11 protein-coding genes, 1 other RNA gene and 1 pseudogene are annotated in these 17,247 nt (G+C 65.4%); 7 read left to right on the top strand and 6 right to left on the bottom strand.

Features of this window, described 5'->3' with window-relative positions:
* The first annotated feature begins 206 nt into the window (after positions 1–206).
* From XARJCFBP2528_RS10995 to XARJCFBP2528_RS10980, 4 genes are all read left to right on the top strand, one after another.
* Positions 207–1,400, top strand: a complete 1,194-nt coding sequence (locus XARJCFBP2528_RS10995) for an OprO/OprP family phosphate-selective porin (protein ID WP_016904742.1) — start codon at positions 207–209, stop codon at positions 1,398–1,400.
* Between the two features lie 102 nt (positions 1,401–1,502).
* On the top strand, positions 1,503–2,831 hold the full coding sequence (locus XARJCFBP2528_RS10990) for a CitMHS family transporter (RefSeq protein ID WP_016904743.1): 1,329 nt from the start codon (positions 1,503–1,505) through the stop codon (positions 2,829–2,831).
* A gap of 197 nt (positions 2,832–3,028) precedes the next feature.
* Positions 3,029–3,769: an acetoacetyl-CoA reductase gene (gene phbB / locus XARJCFBP2528_RS10985; protein ID WP_016904744.1), complete on the top strand. Its 741-nt coding sequence runs from the start codon at positions 3,029–3,031 to the stop codon at positions 3,767–3,769.
* A gap of 370 nt (positions 3,770–4,139) precedes the next feature.
* Positions 4,140–5,171, top strand: a complete 1,032-nt coding sequence (locus XARJCFBP2528_RS10980) for a LacI family DNA-binding transcriptional regulator (RefSeq protein WP_047124704.1) — start codon at positions 4,140–4,142, stop codon at positions 5,169–5,171.
* A 143-nt stretch (positions 5,172–5,314) separates the two neighbouring features.
* Here XARJCFBP2528_RS10980 and XARJCFBP2528_RS10975 read toward each other — a convergent pair whose 3' ends face one another.
* Positions 5,315–6,634 (bottom strand): MFS transporter, encoded by a 1,320-nt coding sequence (locus XARJCFBP2528_RS10975; RefSeq protein WP_016904302.1) that lies wholly within the window; start codon positions 6,632–6,634, stop codon positions 5,315–5,317.
* A gap of 267 nt (positions 6,635–6,901) precedes the next feature.
* Here XARJCFBP2528_RS10975 and XARJCFBP2528_RS10970 point away from each other — a divergent pair, with 267 nt between their 5' ends.
* The 3 genes from XARJCFBP2528_RS10970 (at position 6,902) to XARJCFBP2528_RS22400 (ending at position 12,092) form a co-directional block, all read left to right on the top strand.
* Positions 6,902–9,358, top strand: a complete 2,457-nt coding sequence (locus XARJCFBP2528_RS10970; protein WP_016904301.1) for a TonB-dependent siderophore receptor — start codon at positions 6,902–6,904, stop codon at positions 9,356–9,358.
* A 34-nt stretch (positions 9,359–9,392) separates the two neighbouring features.
* Entirely contained in the window at positions 9,393–11,312 is a 1,920-nt protein-coding gene (locus tag XARJCFBP2528_RS10965; RefSeq protein WP_016904300.1) for an alpha-amylase family protein, read from the top strand.
* 703 nt (positions 11,313–12,015) lie between these two features.
* Positions 12,016–12,092, top strand: a non-coding RNA gene (locus tag XARJCFBP2528_RS22400) — sX9 sRNA.
* A 66-nt stretch (positions 12,093–12,158) separates the two neighbouring features.
* Here XARJCFBP2528_RS22400 and XARJCFBP2528_RS10960 read toward each other — a convergent pair.
* From XARJCFBP2528_RS10960 to XARJCFBP2528_RS10940, 5 genes and pseudogenes are all read right to left on the bottom strand, one after another.
* Positions 12,159–12,839, bottom strand: a complete 681-nt coding sequence (locus XARJCFBP2528_RS10960) for a type 1 glutamine amidotransferase domain-containing protein (RefSeq protein WP_016904299.1) — start codon at positions 12,837–12,839, stop codon at positions 12,159–12,161.
* A 237-nt stretch (positions 12,840–13,076) separates the two neighbouring features.
* Positions 13,077–14,347 (bottom strand): annotated as a pseudogene (locus XARJCFBP2528_RS10955) (flavohemoglobin expression-modulating QEGLA motif protein).
* Complete coding sequence (rsgA, locus tag XARJCFBP2528_RS10950; RefSeq protein WP_016904297.1) at positions 14,347–15,438, bottom strand: ribosome small subunit-dependent GTPase A; 1,092 nt, start codon at positions 15,436–15,438, stop codon at positions 14,347–14,349. The pseudogene XARJCFBP2528_RS10955 and the gene rsgA overlap by 1 nt, the downstream one beginning before the upstream one ends.
* A 227-nt stretch (positions 15,439–15,665) precedes the next feature.
* Positions 15,666–16,685 carry an IS5 family transposase gene (locus XARJCFBP2528_RS10945; protein WP_047124271.1) on the bottom strand — a complete coding sequence of 340 codons (1,020 nt, stop codon included), beginning with the start codon at positions 16,683–16,685 and terminating at the stop codon, positions 15,666–15,668.
* A gap of 174 nt (positions 16,686–16,859) precedes the next feature.
* Positions 16,860–17,247, bottom strand: a 388-nt coding sequence (locus tag XARJCFBP2528_RS10940) for a calcium-binding protein (protein WP_047124703.1), incomplete at its 5' end; no start/stop codon positions are given.

Below are 17,247 nucleotides of genomic sequence, written 5' to 3'. Positions count from 1 at the left end.
GAACAGCGGTTGGCCGCGGCCGGAAGGTAACAGCCCTCGCGGACAAAAGCTCTTAACGCTCTTGCGATTCCCCATTCCCCATTCCCGATTCCCCCGCCCTGACAGGTCCATGACAGCTTCACCGGACTAGGCTGCTGCCAACGCGCCGCAGCGTGCTTGTGCGGTGCATCGCTGAACGTGATTCACACATGTACCTGGGAGGGTCTGTGAGCAACGACACCTTGCGTCTGCGCGTCTTCACCACCTGCGCTGCGCTGTGCCTGGCACCGGCGGCGCATGCGGCCGAGGGCGACGGCCCGGTCACCGCCGAGTTGGGTGGGCGCGTGCACTGGGACTTCACCGTGTTCGACAACGACGAACGCGGCACGCCCGAGCGCAACGACACCCAGTTCCGTCGCGTGTGGCTGGATGTGGCCGGCAAGTTCTACGGCTTCACCTACAAGGCCGAGGCGGAATTTGCCGGCCTGCAATACGAGTCCGGCAGCCGCGGCATCCTGGCGCGCGATGTGTACGTCGCCAAGAAGTTCTCCGCCGGTACGCTGACTGTGGGCCAGTTCAAGCAGTACTTCTCGCTGGACGATCGCACCGGCTCCAACTACGGCCCGTTCCTGGAACGCGGCTATGCCTCCACCACGCTGGCGCCGATCTATCGCAAGGCGATCTCCTGGCAGGCCAATCGCCCCGATGCGACCTGGTCCACCGCGGCCTACAGCCTGGAAAGCATCGACAATTCCTCGACCAAGGGCGGCGCGCTCGGCACGCGGCTGACCTTCGCACCGGAGATGGGCGAGGCACGGCTGCGCCACCTGGGCGTGTCGCTGGCGCACGAGCGCTATTCGCATCCGGGCAGCGGCGGCGCGGCGTCCCTGTTGATCCGGCCACGCCCGGAAAACGATCTGGCCAACAACAGCCGCATCACCCTGGCGCGCTTTGCCGATGGCCGCGATACCGATTTCGACAAATGGTCGCTGGAATACGCCGAAGTGCTGGGCCCGTGGTCGTGGCAGAGCGAATTCAGCGGCGGCCTGCTCGACGACGGCTCCCAGCATGCCAAGGTGTTGGCCAGCTACGGCCTGGTCAGCTGGTTCGTCACCGGCGAGTCGCGCGGCTACGACCGCAAGACCGGACGTTTCAGCCGGATCAAGACGCCCAATCGCCCCTCCGGCGCGTTCGAGCTGGCCTTGCGCTACGACTACATGCGCGGCGATCAGCATCTGGATGGCCAACCCGATTTCATCAACGCCAGCACGCAGTCGTGGACGCTGGGCGGTAACTGGTATTTCAAGCCGAACCTGCGCGTGATGCTCAATGTGATCGACAGCCGCAACCGCGACCGCATGGTCGATGCGGTGGTCGATCACACGCTGGCGGTGACCGGCCGCTTCCAGTACGACTTCTGACCGTTTGCCTGATCTTCGCATGATGCGTCACCGCTGCTGCAATGCACCCGCCGCCGCGCGCTCCACTCTCCCCCTGCTGTACGCCTCAAAGGATTTGCCCGCATGCTGACCGCGCTCGGTTTCGGAATGGTGATCACCTTCATGTACCTGATCATGAGCAAGCGGCTGTCGCCGCTGGTGGCTCTGATCACGGTGCCGATCGTGTTCGCGCTGCTGGGCGGCTTCGGCACCGGCATCAACGAGATGATGCTCGACGGCATCAAGAAGATCGCGCCCACCGGCGTGATGCTGATGTTCGCCATCCTCTACTTCGGGGTGATGATCGATGCCGGCCTGTTCGATCCGCTGGTCGGCCGCATCCTGCGCCTGGTCAAGGGCGATCCGCTGAAGATCGTCATGGGCACGGCGATCCTGGCAATGCTGATCTCGCTCGACGGCGATGGCTCCACCACCTACATGATCACCGTGTCGGCGATGCTGCCGCTGTACCAGCGCCTGGGCATGAACGCGCTCAACCTCACCTGCGTGACTATCCTGGCCAGCGGCGTGATGAACCTGACCCCATGGGGCGGTCCCACCGCGCGTGCCGCCACCGCCCTGCACGTGGATCCGGCCGATGTGTTCGTGCCGCTGGTGCCCGCGATGGCGATGGCGATCGCCGGCATCCTCACGCTGGCCTGGTATCTGGGCATGCGCGAACGGCGCCGCCTGGGCGTGGTGCGCCTGCCGGCCGACGGCAACTGGCTGGACACCAGCATCCCCGAAGAAAGCGATGCGCTGCCGCGCGTGGAAGACACCGAGGACACGAAGCGGCCCAAGCTGCTATGGGTGAACCTGCTCCTGACCCTGGCGCTGATGGCCGCGCTGGTGGTCGGCGTGCTGCCGATGCCGGTGCTGTTCATGATCGGCTTTGCGCTGGCGCTGATGATCAACTACCCCAACCTGGCCGAGCAGCGCCGTCGCCTGGTCAATCACGCCGGCAACGTGCTGTCGGTGGTGTCGCTGATCTTCGCCGCCGGCATCTTCACCGGCATCCTGTCCAACACCGGCATGGTCGAAGCGATGTCGCGCAGCTTCCTGGCGGTGATCCCGGACAGCTGGGGCCCGTATCTGGCGGTGATCACCGCGATCGTCAGCATGCCGTTTACGTTCTTCATGTCCAACGACGCGTTCTACTTCGGCGTGCTGCCGATCCTGTCCGAGGCCGCCGGCCACTACGGCATCACCCCGGTGGAAATGGCGCGCGCCTCGCTGGCCGGGCAACCGGTGCATCTGCTCAGCCCGCTGGTGCCCTCGACCTATCTGCTGGTCGGCCTGGCCAAGGTCGACTTCGCCGACCATCAACGCTTCACGTTGAAGTGGGCGGTGCTGATCTCCCTGTTGATGTTGGCGGGCGGATTGTTGTTTGGCCTGTTTCCGTTGGCGCGCTGATCGCGCGCCGGGAATGGGGAATCGGGAGTGGGGAATCGTAAGGGCGGCGCTGTGCTGTCATGTCGATTCCTGAGTTCCACATGGCGAACAGAAGCCGCAAAAGCGGCTCCTGCTCTACCGATTCCCCAATCCCGATTCCCCATTCCCGATTCCCCATTCCCGATTCCCCATTCCCAAACTCCGAAGGAGTTCAAGCAATGACACTTCGCATCGCATACGTCACCAGTGGCATGGGCAGTGTGGGTACCGCGATCTGCCAGAAGCTGGCGCGCAGCGGGCATACCGTGGTCGCCGGTTGCGGGCCCAATTCGCCGCGCAAGACCTCCTGGCTGCGCGAACAGCGCGAGCAGGGCTTCGAGTTCGTCGCCTCCGAAGGCAATGCCGCCGATTGGGATTCCACCGTGGCCGCGTTCGCCAAGGTCAAGGCCGAGGTCGGCGAGATCGATGTGCTGGTCAACAACGCCGGTGGTAGCCGCGACACCCTGTTCCGGCAGATGAGCCGCGACGACTGGAACGTGGTGATCGCCAGCAACCTGCATTCCCTGTTCAACATCACCAAGCAGGTGGTCGATGGCATGACCGCGCGCGGTTGGGGACGCATCGTCAACATCGGCTCGGTCAGTGCGCACAAGGGCCAGATCGGGCAGATCAATTTCGCCACCGCCAAGGCGGCGATGCATGGCTTCAGCCGCGCCCTGGCGCAGGAAGTGGCCTCGCGCGGGGTCACCGTCAATACCATCTCGCCGGGCTATATCGCCAGCGCTTCGATCAGCAGTTTCCCACCCGACGTGCTCGACCGCCTGGCCACCTCGGTGCCGATCCGCCGGCTCGGCAAACCGGCCGAAGTCGCCGGACTGTGCGCCTGGCTCGCCTCCGATGAGGCTGCCTACGTGACCGGCGCCGACTATGCGGTCAACGGCGGTCTGTACATGGGTTGAGAGCCGCTGACAGATCGTAGCGAGCGGTCGTCAGCTCGATACAGACGGCGCGCCCGAGCAGGACTGTGCGGAGGAGACTTGCGGTTCCAACGCCGAGCGCGCCAGCCGGGCGCTGAGCGCAGTCCTTGCTAATGGCGGTGAAGCATCACCGCTCTGATGCATCACTGCTCTGAAGCCTCACTCCCCTGAAGCCTCACCGCTCCAAAGCCCCGCGCTAGTCGTGGCCGCTGCATGCACGCCCCGCGCGCCCGGCGTTTGCATGCAGGTGTGTGATCGCATTGCCCAGCGCGCACAAGCGGCCGCCACTGCGTCGATCAACCCGCCTCCAGCGCGAACTGATTACACTCGGGTTTTTCCGCACTACGCTGACATGGCCAAACCTTCAGAACGCGCCACGCCGGGTGCCCGCCCGCAGATGGCCGACATCGCCCGCATGGCAGGCGTGTCCGAATCCACCGTGTCGCGTGCCCTGGCCGGCAGCCCGGTGGTGGCCGAGCGGACGCGTGCATACATCAAGCAGATTGCCGCCGATGCCGGCTACCAGGTCGATCCGATCGCGCGCAGCCTGCGCGCCAAACGCTCCAACACGGTGAGCGTGGCGGTGCAGATGATGCATGCGCTGGACCAGCCGCTGTCGGACCCTTTCATGATGACGATGCTGGCGCTGCTGGCCGAGGAACTGACCGGGCGCGGCTACAGCATGCTGCTGTCCAAGCTCGACCGGCATCAGGACGGATGGGTGGAACAACTCGCACGCGGCAGCCGCTCCGATGGCGTGATCGTGCTGGGGCAAAGTTCCGAACATGCCGCGCTGGACGAAGCCGCGCGCGATGGCCTGCCGATGGCGGTCTGGGGCAGCCGCATCGACGGGCAGTCGTACATCAGCGTGGGCAGCGACAATTTCCAGGGCGGCGCGCTGGCCACCGAACATCTGATCGCCAGCGGCCGTCGCCGCATCGCCTTTCTCGGCGACGACCAGTTGCCCGAGGTCGCACCGCGCTTTGCCGGCTATCGCCATGCGCTGCAGCGGCACGGGCTGGAGTTCGATACGCGCCTGCATGCGCGCAGCCACTTCCTCAGCGAAGACGCCTACCGCCTCACCCGCGCCATGCTCAAGAAGACCGATCCGCCGGACGGGCTGTTCGCCGCCTCCGATGTGATCGCGGTCGGCGCGATCCGCGCCCTGGTCGAAGCCGGGCATCGCGTGCCGCAGGACATCTCGCTGGTGGGCTTCGACGATATTCCGCTCGCCGCCTACAGCCAACCGCCGTTGACCACGGTGCGGCAGGACCTGGGCCTGGCCGCGCGCCTGCTGGTGGACCGGCTGCTGGCGTTGATCGGCGGCGAAGCGGTGGAGTCGGTGGAGATGCCGGTGAAATTGGTGGTGCGTGAGTCGGCGTGAGGCCGGGATTGGGGAATCGGGAATCGGGAATCGGGAATCGTAAGAGCGTGCGTGATGGCGTGCGGTGCATAGCTACGTGTTGCTGTCCACGTGGTCGCGGTCGGTTGTTTCGTACGCAGCGACACAGACGTAACGCGTCGCGGCTACGCCATTGCTGCCTTGGGCTTGCGGACGCGGACGCATAGCATCGCCACTGCGGCGGCCAGCATCAGTGCGCCGGCCAGGCGGATCACGTTGCGTGGGTCGCCGTGCAACAACCACTCGTAGTACAGCGGCAAGGTGACGATCTGGATCAGCATCGGCAGCACGATGAACAGGTTGAACAGGCCCATGTACACACCGGTGCGCTCGGGCGGAATGCTGTCGGCCAGCATCAGGTACGGGTTGCCCATCATGCTGGCCCAGGCGAGCCCGATGCCGATCATCGGCAGCAGCATCAGCCAGCGGTCCTGGATGCCCGGCAACACCCACATGCCCACGCCGGCCGCGACCGGGCAGGCCGCGTGCGTGTACTTGGGGCCGATGCGGCGCACCACCGGCACCATCGCAAACGCGGCCAGAAACGCGACGAAATTGTAGAACCCGCCGATCTGCCCATTGACCAGGCCAGCCTGGCGGAAGCCATGCGAGTCGGCTTCGGTGGTGCCGAACAAGCTGGTCGATAGCGACAGCACGATGTACTGCCAGTAGCAGAAGATCGCGTACCACTGGAACAGCATCACCGGCGCGAGCTGGCGCATGGTCGGCGGCATCGCGCGCAGGGCGCCGTAGATTTCGCGCACTGTGGCGCCCAGGCCGGCACCGGTCTGGCGCATCCGCGCGATCTCTGCCGGCGCAAGCACCGGCTCGCGCACGCTGCGCGCGGTGAGCAGGATCGAGGCTGCGGAAAACCCCGCACCGATCACGAAGGCGGCGATGGTGACATAGGGAATGTGGTGCGCATTGGCGGCGTCCTGGTTCATGCCCATCCACACCAGCAACGGCGGGGTGAGATAGGCCAGCGTCTGCGCAAGCCCGGTGAACGCGCTCTGGGTGAGATAGCCCAGCGGCCGCTGCGGTGGCGCCAGCACATCGCTGACCAGCGCACGGTATGGCTCCATCGCCACGTTGTTGGCCGCATCCAGGATCCACAGCAGGCACACCGCCATCCACAGCGCAGTGCTGAACGGCATCGCCAGCAGGCACAGGCTGCACACCAGCGCGCCCAGCACCATGTACGGCATGCGCCGGCCCCAGCGGGTCACCGAGCGGTCGCTCCACGCGCCGACGAACGGCTGCAGTACCAACCCGGTGATCGGCCCGGCCAGCCACAGGTACGGCAGGCTCGCGTGATCGGCGCCCAGATAGTTGTAGATCGGGCTCATGTTGCTCTGCTGCAGGCCGAAGCTGTATTGCACGCCGAAGAAGCCGGCGTTGAGCGCCAGGATGCGCGCGAAGGAGAACGGAGTGGCGGTCGACGACATGCAGAACCCTGGGCATCGGTGCGGCTCCCAGTGGCCGCAGCGCACTGTACCCTGCCGTCTTTGCAATCGATTGTAACGCTGCGCCGCAACACGTTTTCGCTTATCGAAACATCAGCGCGCAAGCCAAGGAATGATGCTGCAGCGCAAGATTGCAATCGATTGTATTGAGGCGTATCACTGCGCTCGCACTGCAGGCCACACGGCCACTCCCTGGGAGGGAACGATGCAGGCGTCGGCATACCACCATCCGTGAGAGAGAGAACCGCAATGTCCACCTTGCACACCCTGCGCCTGCATGCCCTGGCCTGCGCGGTCGCCTCCTGCCTGTGCGCGCCTGCCGCGCTGGCGCAGGACGCGACCACGGCCGCACCCGTCACCCCGCCGGCCGCCGACAGCGCCGCGGTCAATCTGGATTCGGTGTTCGTCACCGGTACTTCCACCGCCACCACCAAGCTGAAGTCCAGCGTGTCGGTCAGCACCGTGGGCGCCGAGGCGATCGAACAATCGGCGCCGCGCAGCACCGCCGAGATCTTCCGCAACATCCCCGGCATCCGCTCCGAATCCAGCGGTGGCGAAGGCAATGCCAACATCGCCGTGCGCGGCCTGCCGGTGGCCTCCGGCGGCGCCAAGTTCCTGCAGCTGCAGGAGGACGGCCTGCCGGTGATGGAATTCGGCGATATCGCCTTCGGCAACTCGGACATCTTCCTGCGCTCGGATTTCACCCTGGACCGCATCGAAGCCATCCGCGGCGGCTCGGCATCGACGTTCACCAGCAATGCGCCCGGCGGCATCATCAACTTCATCAGCAAGACCGGCGACACCGCAGGCGGCAGCGTCGGCGTGAGCCGCGGCCTGGATTACGACAACACCCGCGTGGACTTCGACTACGGCGCGCCGTTCGCGGAAAACTGGCAGTTCAACATCGGCGGCTTCTTCCGCCAGGGCGATGGCGTGCGCGATGCCGGTTACACCACCGACAAGGGCGGCCAGCTCAAGGCCAACCTGACCCGGCTGTTCGAGAACGGCTACGTGCGCGTCTACGGCAAATACCTCAACGATCGCGCCGCCGGTTATCTGCCGGTGCCGACCTCCGTGCGTGGCCGCGATGGCTCGCCGGACCTGGGCGGCTTCGCCGGCTTCGATCCGGGCAACGACACCTTGTACAGCCGCAATTTCCGCAGCGATGTCGGCCTGGACGGCAACAACCAGCCGCGCCGCACCGACCTGGGCGACGGCATGCATCCGATCTCGCGCACCATCGGCGCCGAGGCCTGGTTCGACCTGGGCAGCGGCTGGAACCTGAGCGAGAAGTTCCGCATCGCCGACAACAGCGGCCGCTTCGTCAGCCCGTTCCCGGCCGAGGTCACCGATGCCGCCACGCTGGCTGCGTCCATCGGCGGCGCCGGCGCGCAACTGGTGCAGGCCAGCGGCCCGGACGCCGGCCAGGCCTACACCGGCAACGCGATCCGCACGCATCTGTTCAACGTGGCGATCAACGACCTGGGCAACGTCACCAACGACCTCAGCGTCTCGCGCGAGTTCGGCGGCGACGGCCGCACGCTCAACCTGCGCATGGGCTATTACAGCTCGCGCCAGACCATCGACATGGACTGGACCTGGAACTCCTACGTGCAGAGCCTGGGCCGCGATTCGCGTCTGCTCAACGTGGTCGATGCCGGCGGCGTGTCGCGCTCGCAAAATGGCCTGTATGCGTACGGCACCCCGTTCTGGGGCGATTGCTGCATCACCCGCAGCTACGACGTGCGCTACGACGTCAACGCGCCGTACGTCGCACTGACCTTCGACAGCGGCAAGTTCAGCATCGACGGCAGCCTGCGTTACGACATGGGCGATGCACGCGGCAGCTATGCCGGCACCGCGATCGCGCAAAACCTGGATGTCAACGGCGATGGCGTGATCCAGCCGGTGGAACAGCGCGTGGCCACCGTCGACACCGCCAACGCACGGCCGGTGGATTACGACTGGAACTACCTGTCGTATTCGCTGGGCAGCAACTACCTGATCAATGACGACCTGGGCGCGTTCGCGCGCATCAGCCGCGGCGCACGCGCCAATGCCGACCGCCTGCTGTTCGGCGTGGTCCGCGACGACGGCTCGGTCTCCTCCGATGAAGGCGTCAACGTGGTCCGCCAGGCCGAAGCCGGCCTGAAATGGCGCCGCGATGGCCTGAGCCTGTTCGCCACCGCGTTCTCGGCGCGCACCGAGGAACAGAATTTCGAAGTCACCAGCCAGCGTTTCTTCAACCGCAGCTACGAGGCGCACGGCGTGGAGCTGGAAGCCAGCTACCGCTACGAAGGCTTCACCGTCAACGGCGGCCTGACCTGGACCGATGCGGAGATTTCCAAGGACCAGATCACCCCGGAAAACACCGGCAACGTGCCGCGTCGCCAGGCCGATGTGGTGTGGCAGTTGACGCCCAGCTATCGCGGCGACGGCTACCAGTTCGGCATCAACCTGATCGGCACCACCGATGCCTACACCCAGGATTCCAATCAGCTGAAGATGCCGGGCTATACGCAGGTGAACCTGTTCGGCGACTACCGCGTGACCGACGCACTGACCGTCGCGCTCAACGTCAACAGCCTGTTCAACACCTTCGGCCTGACCGAGGCCGAGGAAGCCAGCATCCCGGCCAACGGCATCATCCGCGCGCGCTCGATTGCCGGCCGCACCACCAGCATCAGCCTGCGTTACGACTTCTAAGGACCCCTGGCCGGGTTCATCCCGGCGCTTGCCAATGAGCACCTCCCCCACCGATTTCTCTGCATTGCGCGCGGCCTTTGCCGCGCCCCTGGATGCGCAGCGTGCCAGCATGCTGTTGCCGCGCTTCGACCGCCATGCGCCGCGTCTGCTGGATGCCCTGCACGCCTTGTACGGCGCACGCCCCGACACTGCATCCTGGTTGACGCAGTGGCTGAGTGCGTTGGGCAGCCACGCACAGCAGCGCCCGCAGGCGCTGCAACAGCTGGACATCACGCGTCAGCCCGGCTGGTTCGGCGAGCAGCACATGCTGGGCTACAGCGCCTACGTGGACCGCTTCGCCGGCACGCTGCAAGGCGTGGCCGAACGCGTGCCGTATCTGCAGGAGCTGGGCGTGCGCTATCTGCACCTGCTGCCGTTCCTGCGTGCACGCGCCGGCGATAACGATGGCGGCTTTGCGGTCAGCGATTATGGCCAGGTGGAGCCGAGCCTGGGCAGCAACGACGATCTCGTCGCGCTGACCACACGCTTGCGCGAGGCCGGCATCAGCCTGTGCGCGGATTTCGTGCTCAACCATACCGCCGACGATCACGCCTGGGCGCAGGCGGCGCGGGCCGGCGATGCGCGCTATCTCGACTACTACCATCACTTCGCCGATCGCACGCAGCCCGACCAGTACGAAGCCACGCTGGGGCAGGTCTTCCCGCACACCGCGCCCGGCAACTTCACCTGGGTGGACGCCACCGGCCAGTGGATGTGGACCACGTTCTATCCCTATCAGTGGGATCTGAACTGGAGCAATCCGGCGGTGTTCGGCGAGATGGCGCTGGCGATGCTGCAGCTGGCCAATCTGGGTGTGGAAGCCTTCCGCCTGGATTCCACCGCGTATCTGTGGAAGCGCACCGGCACCGACTGCATGAATCAACCCGAGGCGCATACCCTGCTGGTGGCGCTGCGCGCGGTCACCGACATCGTTGCGCCGTCGGTGGTGATGAAGGCCGAAGCCATCGTGCCGATGACGCAATTGCCGCCCTACTTCGGCAGCGGTGCGGACCAGGGCCACGAATGCCACCTGGCCTATCACAGCACGCTGATGGCGGCCGGTTGGTCGGCGCTGGCGCTGCAACGCGGCGACATCCTGCACAACGTCATCGCGCATAGCCCGCCCTTGCCGGCCAACTGCGCATGGCTGAGCTATGTGCGCTGCCACGACGACATCGGCTGGAACGTGCTGCAACACGAAGCCGCCGGCAACGCCGCGCAGCCGCCATTCGCGCTGCGCGATGTCGCGCGCTTCTATGCCAACGAGGTGCCGGGCAGCTACGCGCGCGGCGAGAGCTTCCAGAGCAGTGGCGACGGCGTGCACGGCACCAATGGCATGGCCGCGGCGCTGGCCGGGATCCAGGCCGCACAGGCATCGCGCGATGCGGCGGCGTTGCGCATGGCGGTGGATCGGCTGGTGTTGCTCTATGCCATCGCGCTGGCGATGCCGGGTGTGCCGTTGATCTACATGGGCGACGAACTCGCCCTGCCCAACGACGGCAGCTACCGCGACGATCCGCAGCGTCGGCACGAAGGTCGCTGGTTGCATCGCCCGGCGATGGATTGGCCGCTTGCAGCACAGCGCGAAGATGCAGCCAGCCTGAGCGGCACGGTGTATCGCCGGCTACGTGGATTGATCCGGCAACGTGCCGCGCTGCCTGCACTAGCTGCCGATCAGGCGCTGGGCAGCGTTGCGCTGGGCGATGCACGCCTGTTTGCATTGACGCGTGGCGATCGCTTCTTGGCCGTGCACAACTTCGGCGAACAACCGCTGACGGTGGCGCTTGCCGCGCTCGGAGATGGCCGATGGAAGGTGGTGGCAGATGGCGGCGAGACGGCTGCTGAGTCGCTGAGCGATGACATGCGACTGGTGCTGCCGGCGTATGCAGTGCGTTGGCTGGAGCGTGTTGTTTGAACGGGATGGTGCAAGTTCCTAGCGTTCCTAGCGCGCTTGCAGGGCGGACGATCTGCGGCTTGAACGGACGATCTGTGGCTTGAACGGACGATCTGTGGCTTGAACGGACGATCTGTGGCTTGAACGGACGATCTGTGGCTTGAACGGACGATCTGTGGCTTGAACGGACGATCTGTGGCTTGAACGGACGATCTGTGGCTTGAACGGACGATCTGTGGCTTGAACGGACGATCTGTGGCTTGAACGGACGATCTGTGGCTTGAACGGACGATCTGTGGCTTGAACGGACGATCTGTGGCTTGAACGGACGATCTGTGGCTTGAACGGACGATCTGTGGCTTGAACGGACGATCTGTGGCTTGAACGGACGATCTGTGGCTTGAACGGACGATCTGTGGCTTGAACGGACGATCTGTGGCTTGAACGGACGATCTGTGGCTTGGCAGCACGGCCCTTGTCCGCCCACCATCGCGGGACACGCCGCAAGTACGTCCGTGTAGGCTCTTACGCGGCATCCATGCCGCGTAAGGTCCCGCGACGGTGGGCGGACAAGGACCAGTCAGCATGGCCGGTTCGTTTGGTTGCAAGCACCGGATTGCGTCCGGTTCTTAGGATGCTGCGGCGCTCTGGAAGTGCACGACGGAAAACGCTAGAAACTACTGCGCTCACCGTCGGACAAGTGCGGCTGCCGCTCGGCACCGGTATGCACCATGCGTACACTCCGATGCCTCCGCGACGTCCGCACCTCACCTGACGACTACTCGCTCCGTTTTGCTGGCCGCTCTGAATCAAACCCGCGATGCCTTCCGTTGGCAGCCCATGCATCGCCGCACGACAACCGCAGAATCAGCGCTTCGACAACTCAAGCAGCGCCTCGGCAGCCTTCTCCGACGAAGCCGGGTTCTGGCCGGTGACCAGCAAGCCATCGGTGACCACATGCACGCCCCAGTCGGCGCCCTTTTCGTAGCGGCCGCCAAGTTCGGTCAGCACGTCTTCGACCAGGAACGGCACGATCTTGGTCAGACCCACGCCCTCTTCTTCGCTGTTGGTGAAGCCGGTGACGCGGCGGCCGTTGACCAACGGCTTGCCATCGCTGCCCTTGACCCGACGCAGCGCGCCCGGTGCGTGGCACACCAGGCCGTGCGGCTTGTTGGCCGCGGCGAATGCCTCGATCAGCGCGATCGAATCCGCGTCTTCGGCCAGATCCCACAACGGGCCATGGCCACCCGGGTAGAACACCGCATCGAAGTCAGCGGCCTTGACGTCGGCCAGGCGCTGCGTGCTGGCCAATGCCTGCTGCGCGTCGGTGTCCTGCTTGAAGCGCTTGGTGGCCTCGGTCTGTGCATCGGGCTGGTCGCTCTTGGGGTCCAGCGGCGGCTGGCCACCCTTGGGCGAGACCAGGGTGATGTCTGCGCCGGCATCCTTGAACACGTAATACGGCGCGGCGAATTCCTCCAGCCAGAAGCCGGTCTTCTTGCCGGTATCGCCGAGTTGGTCGTGGGAAGTGAGCACCATCAGGATTTTCATCGTATCGCCTCGTGTCATGGCCCATCTCGGGCAAGGCGAACAGTGTCCGGTGCGGCCCGTTGCAGCATCGTGTAGAACGCGTCGGCACGATGCTTACGGTTCAGCGCCTTGCAGTGGTAGCAATGCAATGCCAGGCATGCGTCATGTACTGCGCTTTGTCACCCGACCCGCGCCTGCGGCAGCTTCGCCGCGCCAGCGCGCCGGCGCGGCGACTGCGCGCAAGTTGCCCGGCAAGCGTCAGACGTTCATCGCCGGTGGCTGCAGCTGGTCCATGCGGATGCGATTGGCGAACAACGAAAACGCCAGCATGCCGGCCAGGCCGCTGACCCGGCTCACCCATGGCGGCAGCCAGCGCGGGGCGACCAGCACGCCGCTGTCGAACAAGGGCGCAAGCCGCGTCACATCGCCCAGTGCCATCTTGCCGGCGAACAGGTAACGGCATAGCTGCAACTGATCGCGCTGCAGCGCATGCCGGAAGAAGGTGTGCACCGCCACCAGTCCGCGCAGGTACACCGTGTCCTTGGTGAAGGCGCCGCCGCCGGAGGTCGGCACGCCGCGGAACACACGCTGCGCCGAGGAAAAACTCTCCGCCGCGCTCTGCCCGCCTGCGGTGAAATAGCGGAACACCTCGATGAAATCTGCGCCCGAGCGCGCCATCGCGATCGCCTCGATACGCAGGCTGATGCGCTTCATGCGTTCGATATCGATGCTGCCGGTGATCTGCTCGGCAAACGTCGCCAGGCCTTCCTGGGTTGCGGTGGTCCGCGGCGAGGAAATGCCCAGGCTGGGCAGGTGCGCCTGCGCGCGCCCGTTGAGCGCGGTCAGCGAATGCACCAGTGCCTCGTGATGGAACAGCTGCGCGCGGTCGTAATCGCTGAAGGTGGCGCCGCTGCGCAGGCGGATGCGATGCGCGCCTGCGGCCGCCTTGGCCAGCAGATCCGGATCCAGCGTGACGGTGATGACGCGCCCTTCGAAGAAGGCGTCCAGATCGTTTTGCAGCTGCATGCGCAGGGCGGTTGCCGACACCGGCACCTGTTCTTCCGGCGCCAGCAGTTCGCGGTCCAGCTCCTGCGCGATCTGGATGAAGTGCCGCGCCGCCTCGCGCGTGCTCGGGCCGTTGCCCGGCATCGGGTCGTCAGGCACGCCGAACAGCTGCGCCGAGTAATCGCTGACTGCGGGAGTGCCCAGCGATTCCAGCAGGCCGGCGGCCAGGCCCCAGCTATGCGTCGAGTCGATCAGGTAGGCGCCCAGCGGGTGATGCGGATCGGCCTGCTTGGCGATCGCCGCCAGCTCGCGGCGGGTATCGCCGAAATCCAGTGCCGGATACTCCACCTGCGGCAGCTCCGGCTGCCCACGCGCCACGCTCTGCAGGAACGGCTCCTGCAGCGAGCGCGGCCAGCTGGCCAGCTGGCCAGCGCGAGCAGGCGCACGCCGCGCACGGCCTTGACCAGGCGCGCATCCAGCGCCGCATGATGGACGATGTCCGGCGGCCCCTTGCGCGATGGCATCAGCGGCGTCCGTTACGGTCGACGCTGGCAGGCCGCCGGCCCGACCCCTTGCCCCGGTTGTTCTGCGCCAGGCGTGTGGCAAGCTTTTCGGCCGCTGCGGCCACTTCCACGCGCAGCTTCATGTAATTGGCTACCCGCTCCGGATCCAGCGTATCGGCCTCGATCGCCGCACGCACCGCACAGCCGGGCTCGGCGATATGCGCGCAATCGTTGAAGCGGCACTGCGCCGCCAACGCCTCCACATCGGAGAAGCCGCCCTCGGCCAGATCCTCTTCGCCGGTGGGCTTGAGTTCGCGCATGCCGGGCGTATCGATCAGGCAGGCACCGGACGGCAACGGAATCAAGGCGCGGTGGGTGGTGGTATGCCGGCCGCGCGAATCGTTCTCGCGCACTGCATTGGTCTTCATCTTCTGCGACCCGAGCAGGGTATTGGTCAGCGTCGACTTGCCGGCACCGGACGAGCCCACCAGCACCGCGGTACGGCCATCGCCCAGCCACGGCCGCAACGCCGCCACGCTGTCCGGATCCTTGGCGTTGACCGCGCGCAACGGGATGTTCTGTGCTTCCAGTTCCTCCAGCACCGCCAATGCGTCCTCGGCGTATTCGGTTTGATCGGCCTTGGTCAGCACCACCACCGGCTCGGCACCGCCGCCACCGACCAGCAGCAGATAGCGTTCGATGCGGCGCGGATTGAAGTCCGCATCCAGCCCGCACACGATGAACACCGTATCGATGTTGGCCGCGATCACCTGCTGGTGGTAATGCTCGCCGGCCGCACCGCGCTTGATCGAGGTGCGCCGCGGCAGCAAGGCCACGATGCGCTTGCCCTCCATCAGCACCCAATCGCCCACCGACGCCCGCTCATGGCTGGGAAACCGCGGCCGCTGCCACTCCGGCAGCGACTCGGCCTTGAGACCGGCCTCCGGCGTATCGGCCACCACATAGCCGGTGCGGTGCTGCTCCACCACCCGCGCCGGCAACGCCTGCGGATGCGCGGCAAAGAGCGCCTGCCAGGCCGGATCCTCGGCAGGACCAGGCCAGGGCCAGCCAATGGATTGGAGGGTGGGGTAATCGGGGGGTGCGTTGCTCATGGGGGAATTCTAGTCTGAATCTCGGCGGCGCTACCCGACCTGCACCCGATACCAATGTCGGTATGCGTAGCAAGCCTCTATAGGGCACCTCGAACAACCTCGATTCTGCCGTTTGAGATGTTCGGTAAGGCGACAGGCCCCCCTCGCACCTGCCGGTCGAAGGGGCGCGAAGAGCCGACCCATGGCATTTCAAACCCGGATTGCGGCCTGTCAGCCGCCGTTTCCGCTCACGCCGGCACGATCCCCTGGCTCTGCAGCCGCGCCAGCCTCATCAGGTTGTGTGCGGCAACCTTCAGGCCGATCACCACCTGGGCTCGCGCCAGGCCAATCGTGCGCAGGCATTTGCCTCCCTGTTGGGCGAGTCGGGCAAACGGATGCTCGCCGAACGCCCGATCCTTGGCGATGCGATGGTTCCGACGCTGCTGGGCCAGGCTCAGCGGCTTGTCCGTCTGCCCCTTGTGCTGGATGTCCGCGCGGTAGCCTTGTCGCCTGAGTTCGGTTTCCCGAGCCTGGCTGGCATAGGCGCTGTCGGCCCGTACCGTGCGCCCGGTGTTGACTGGATCGAGCAGCGTCTCGAAGTGCCGGCTGTCGTGCACGTTGGCCGCACTCACCTCGTGCCGCCGGATGAACCCCCAGCGCCGATCCGTGTTGGCGTGCAGCTTGTAGCCGTAATGGGCCTTGCCGTGCTTGAGCGTCCAGCGCGCCTGCACGTCCTTCTGCCGCCGCTTGGCATCGCTCCAGTCCTGCACAGCCTCGCCTCGCTTGATCCGGGCGTTCTCCTCGCGCGTATTGCGCTGGATCGGCGCGCTGACGATGCTCGCATCAATGATCTGTCCACCCCGGGCAATGAACCCGGCCCGCTGCAACTGGCCGCTCACCGCCGCGCTGATGTCGCCGATCAGATCGTTCTTCTTGAGCCGCTCACGCCACACCCAGATCGTCTTGGCGTCAGGCACCTTGCCGCTGTGTTCCAACCCCAGGAAGCGCTGGAAGCTGCGACGGTCCAGCACCTGGTACTCCAGCGCCTCGTCGGACAGGTTGTACAACTGCTGCAACAGCAGCAGCCGGATCATCAGCTCCGTCGGCCACGCCGGGCGACCGCCCTTGGCACCCGTGCCCAGGCGAAGGTGGCCATCGATCACCGCCGCGATCGCGACGAAATCGATGTGCCGCGACAGCAGCTCCAGCGGATCGCTCAACTGCTGGCGCTTGGCTTCGCGCTCGGCCCCGGCAAACAGACTGATCATCGGCTCTTACCCTGGATGGCGGTGGAACTATGATGCCAAGGATCGGGGGTTTTTAGAGCTGCCCTATAGAAACAAACAACAAAAGCCCTCATGCTCCAGCCCGGTGGCATGCCACTACATTACTTAGTGGCTTCAGGTGGCCAAAAAAAGCCCCGCATAAGCGGGGCTTTTTAATTACCAGCTAGCTGCGATCACGGGGATCAGCTTTTCATACTCTGGCGAACTTAGTGTCGTTTGCCCCCCAACGGGCATGTTGTAACTAGACATTGCCGCTACCAAGTTAGCCACTTCGCTTGCGTCAAGAACTTTCCCGTCGGCTACCTGCAACTGATCCACCTGATAGCCAGAGTCGGAGAACCAATTTGCGATAGATAGCTGGTCATTCGTCCCGGCAATCGAAAGCACGAGGTCATTACCAGTCCGCGCCAACCAGATCTGATCAATTGCGACTCCGTCTCCAAAGATAACCTTGTCGCCGCTAGACGAATAATCGTAGCTAGAAATACGATCGCTACCAGACCCACGACCAAACCGGTACACGTCGTTGCCGTAGCCGCCGTCG

Source organism: Xanthomonas arboricola pv. juglandis (genome assembly GCF_001013475.1).
Lineage (GTDB): Bacteria > Pseudomonadota > Gammaproteobacteria > Xanthomonadales > Xanthomonadaceae > Xanthomonas > Xanthomonas arboricola.
The sequence above is the reverse complement of the archived record's forward strand: the minus strand, read 5'-3'. Positions and strand labels throughout refer to the sequence as shown.